At 56.6% G+C, this 4,532-nt stretch carries 4 protein-coding genes; 2 read left to right on the top strand and 2 right to left on the bottom strand.

All coding sequences use genetic code 11. The annotated features are described in order from the left end of the window. Together KGB20_RS24405 and KGB20_RS24410 are read right to left on the bottom strand one after the other, a co-directional pair. A partial coding sequence (locus KGB20_RS24405; RefSeq protein ID WP_223441004.1) for a hypothetical protein occupies positions 1-78 on the bottom strand: 78 nt, incomplete at its 3' end. Between the two features lie 435 nt (positions 79-513). After that, positions 514-1,413, bottom strand: a complete 900-nt coding sequence (locus KGB20_RS24410) for a LysR family transcriptional regulator (RefSeq protein WP_057712567.1) — start codon at positions 1,411-1,413, stop codon at positions 514-516. Positions 1,414-1,570: 157 nt separating this feature from the next. Here KGB20_RS24410 and KGB20_RS24415 point away from each other — a divergent pair, with 157 nt between their 5' ends. Both KGB20_RS24415 and KGB20_RS24420 read left to right on the top strand, forming a co-directional pair. Further along, on the top strand, positions 1,571-2,752 hold the full coding sequence (locus KGB20_RS24415; protein ID WP_008053124.1) for an acyl-CoA dehydrogenase: 1,182 nt from the start codon (positions 1,571-1,573) through the stop codon (positions 2,750-2,752). Between the two features lie 11 nt (positions 2,753-2,763). Beyond that, complete coding sequence (locus KGB20_RS24420; RefSeq protein WP_154910998.1) at positions 2,764-3,984, top strand: CaiB/BaiF CoA transferase family protein; 1,221 nt, start codon at positions 2,764-2,766, stop codon at positions 3,982-3,984. Positions 3,985-4,532 lie beyond the last annotated feature (548 nt).

Raw genomic sequence — 4,532 nt, forward strand, 5'->3', positions numbered from 1 at the left:
CAGCTTCTTGATGGTTTCCGGGGTTGCAGCAACCCGTGTTTCACCGGTCTGGGTTTCGAGAGGAACACCAATGTGCACGTCAAATCTCCTGCGTGATCTTATTGAGTAAACCCATGCACTACGGATGGTGCGGCTGGGGCGGCCGATCAGCACGATCCCGCCAAATCAGGGCGGGGCGCGGCATTTTGCAGGCGAACTTTGTGCCCTTCAAGGGATTATGACGGGTGACGGAAAATTAACTACAAGTCACCCCGTGACCGAATGTCGCAACCAACCGGCTCAATCCCTTGCAGACCGTGCTTTTCAAGGATTCTGGCCGAAATTGAAGAATTTACACATCGGCCGTATGAATGATGCGGCATTGCCTCGAAATAGTGGCGCAAAGCCGCGTCATCAGGCGCTTGTGGGACGTTTGTACGACTTGTCGATACAGTTTGCTGCTATGCGACAAATACGTATATCTGTAGGGCTTTTATTTTACTGACTACGGGGTCAAGTAACCTTGTAGAGCCTTTATCCCTCTAGGCTGTAGCTGTACGCCTGATTTACCAACCAGTCGCGAAATGCCCTTAAAGACGCGGATTCGACCTTTCGCTCAGGAATCATCAGGTAGTAAGCCTTGATACTGGACAGTGCTTGGGGGTTGGCGATCACCAGGCGTTTCTCTTTCAGCTCCCTTTGAATCAGGAACGGCGGAATCAGGGCAATGCCCATGTCGTGCATGGCTGCCTGGGCGAGCATGGAGAATAGCTCGTAGCGGGGGCCCGTCATGTCTCGCGGGACATTGAGGTGTTGGGAGTCGAACCATTGGCGCCAGGCATAGGGGCGAGTGGTTTGTTGCAGAAGAGGCAAGTCGGCGATTTCCCCGGGCGTCAGACTGGTCTTGTTTCCGAGCAGGTTGGGGCTGCAAACGGGCATCGGATTTTCACCCATCAGCCTGTGGGATTCCGTACCCGACCAATCCGCGTCGCCGAAGTAGATGGCGGCATCAAAATCCGTGTCGGCGAACAGGAACGGCCGCGTGCGGTTGGTCAGGTTGACCGTCACTTCCGGGTGTTTCTGCTGGAAATCCTTGAGTCGCGGCAGCAGCCATTGGGTGCCGAAGGTCGGAACTACGGCCAGTTCGATCACGTTGGTGCCCTGCTGGCCCATCACGGACAAGGTGTCGCGCTCAACGGCATCGAGCTGAGTGGCCACCCGACGGCTGTAGGAGAGTCCGGCTTCCGTCAGCTTGACCCCGCGCCGCGAGCGTCGGAACAGTTCCACACTGAGGAACTCTTCAAGGCTGGCAATCTGTCGGCAAATCGCTCCCTGGGTCAGCGAAAGCTCCTGGGCGGCCTTGGTGAAGCTCTCGTGGCGCGCCGCGGCCTCGAAGCTGATCAGGGCGGTGGTGCTGGGTATCTTTCTGCGCATGTACGTCAACCTCACTAATACATCGCATAAAAGCTCTTTTGCGACGTTTCGGAGTGAGAAATTAGCACAACAGTATGCAAAATCCTCGTTTGCCGTCGCGCCGATCCGGGCCTAGGATCAGCCTACGTTATTTGACCCGATTCGAGAGGACACACTCATGGGCGGTAAAGCTAGCTTCAACTGGATCGATCCCCTGCTGCTGGATCAACAGCTCACTGAAGAAGAACGAATGATTCGCGACACGGCTGCGCAATTCGCTCAGCAAAGCCTTGCGCCGCGCATCCTCGAAGCTTTCCGTCATGAGAAGACCGATCCAGCGATCTTTCGCGAAATGGGCGAGGTTGGCCTGTTGGGCGCAACCATCCCCGAGCAATACGGTGGCAGCGGCCTGAACTATGTCAGCTATGGCCTGATCGCCCGTGAAGTCGAGCGCATCGACTCCGGCTATCGCTCGATGATGAGCGTGCAGTCCTCGCTGGTGATGGTGCCAATCAATGAATTCGGTACCGAAGCGCAAAAGCAGAAGTACCTGCCGAAACTGGCGTCGGGCGAGTGGATCGGCTGCTTCGGCCTGACCGAGCCTAACCACGGCTCCGACCCGGGCGCGATGATCAGTCGTGCGCGCAAAGTGGAAGGCGGCTACAGCCTTACCGGCAGCAAGATGTGGATCACCAACAGCCCGATCGCCGATGTGTTCGTGGTCTGGGCCAAGGACGATGCCGGTGACATTCGCGGCTTCGTACTGGAGAAAGGCTGGAAAGGTCTGAGCGCTCCGGCGATTCACGGCAAGGTGGGCCTGCGGGCATCGATCACCGGTGAAATCGTGATGGACAACGTGTTCGTTCCGGAAGAGAACATCTTCCCGGACGTCCGTGGTCTGAAAGGTCCTTTCACTTGCCTCAACTCGGCACGTTACGGCATCTCCTGGGGTGCGCTGGGTGCAGCCGAGTTCTGCTGGCACACCGCTCGCCAGTACACCCTGGATCGTCAACAGTTCGGTCGCCCACTGGCCGCTACCCAGTTGATCCAGAAGAAGCTGGCCGACATGCAGACTGAAATCACTATGGCGCTGCAAGGCTGCCTGCGTCTGGGTCGTATGAAGGACGAAGGTACCGCGGCGGTCGAAATTACCTCGATGATGAAGCGCAACTCTTGCGGCAAGTCCCTGGACATCGCGCGCATGGCTCGCGATATGTTGGGCGGCAACGGCATCTCCGATGAATTCGGTGTGGCGCGTCACCTGGTCAACCTGGAAGTGGTGAACACCTATGAAGGTACTCACGACGTCCATGCACTGATCCTCGGTCGTGCGCAAACCGGCCTCCAGGCGTTCTATTAAGGAGAACGTCCATGGGCGCGCTATCGCATCTACGGGTACTGGATTTATCGCGGGTGCTGGCCGGGCCTTGGGCCGGGCAGATCCTGGCCGACCTTGGCGCTGAAGTGATCAAGGTCGAGCGTCCGGGTAACGGCGATGACACGCGCGCCTGGGGGCCGCCGTTCCTTAAAGACGCTTATGGCGAGAATACCAGCGAGGCTGCTTATTACTTGTCGGCCAATCGCAACAAGCAATCTGTCACCATCGACTTCACTCACCCTGAAGGGCAGAAGCTGGTGCGTGAACTGGCGGCCAAGTCGGACATCCTGATCGAGAACTTCAAGGTCGGCGGTCTGGCGGCTTATGGCCTGGACTATGAAACGCTGAAGACGATCAATCCGGATCTGATCTATTGCTCGATCACCGGGTTCGGCCAGACCGGTCCTTACGCCAAGCGTGCGGGTTATGACTTCATGATCCAGGGGCTCGGTGGCCTTATGAGTCTGACGGGGCGACCTGAGGGCGAAGAGGGTGCGGGGCCGGTGAAGGTTGGCGTGGCGCTGACGGACATCCTCACCGGGCTGTATTCGACTGTCGCGATCCTGGCTGCGCTTGCGCATCGGGATCACGACGGCGGTGGTCAGCATATCGATATGGCACTGTTGGACGTACAGGTGGCTTGTCTGGCCAATCAGGCAATGAACTACCTGACGACAGGCAACGCGCCTAAGCGCTTGGGTAATGCTCACCCGAACATCGTGCCTTATCAGGATTTTCCTACGGCGGATGGCGATTTCATCCTTACCGTCGGGAACGATGGTCAGTTCCGCAAGTTTGCGGAAGTGGCCGGGCAGCCGCAGTGGGCGGACGATCCGCGTTTTGCCACTAACAAGCTGCGGGTGGCAAACAGGGCAATACTGATTCCGCTGATCCGCCAGGCGACGGTGTTCAAGACTACCGCTGAATGGGTGGCGCAACTGGAACAGGCTGGCGTGCCATGCGGGCCTATCAATGACGTGGCCCAGATGTTTGCCGATCCTCAGGTCAAGGCGCGTGGGTTGGCTATCGAACTGCCGCATGCGCTGGCCGGGATGGTGCCTCAGGTGGCGAGCCCGATTCGATTGTCGGAGACGCCGGTTGAGTATCGTTTTGCACCTCCTCTGCTGGGTGAGCACACGCTTGAAGTTTTGCAGCGTGTGTTGGGTCTGGATGCCGGAGCGGTGTCCGCATTCAAGGCTTCTGGCGTTCTCTGATAGGTCTCTTCTATATAGAGGGAGTTTCGGCTCCTCTATATAGGCACCCTTTGGGGTGTTTTGCTGCTTTCCGCAGCTTATTGATAGAAAACCTAAATCAGTGCTTGACGGCAGATTCCAGGTGTCTATAATTCGCCCCACTTCCGGCGCAGTCGAAACGGAAAACTCCTTGGTAAACAAAGAGTTACGCAGTTTTCGGCAGCAGGTTGCTTCAGTTCATCGAAGCACAAAGGGAGTTGAAAAAGAGGTGTTGACAGCAGCGTGTAACGCTGTAGAATTCGCCTCCCGCTGATGAGAGATCTGAAGCGCAAGTGGTTGAAGTTACAAAGGAAACTTTGAAAGCTTCTGAAAATAATCACTTGACAGTAAATGAGGCTGCTGTAGAATGCGCGCCTCGGTTGAGACGAAAGATCTTAGCCAACCGCTCTTTAACAACTGAATCAAGCAATTCGTGTGGGTGCTTGTGGAGTCAGACTGCTAGTCAACAGATTATCAGCATCACAAGTTACTCCGCGAGAAATCAAAGATGTAACCAACGATTGCTGAGC

The sequence above is a fragment of the Pseudomonas sp. BF-R-30 genome (assembly GCF_019956175.1).
GTDB lineage: Bacteria > Pseudomonadota > Gammaproteobacteria > Pseudomonadales > Pseudomonadaceae > Aquipseudomonas > Aquipseudomonas jessenii.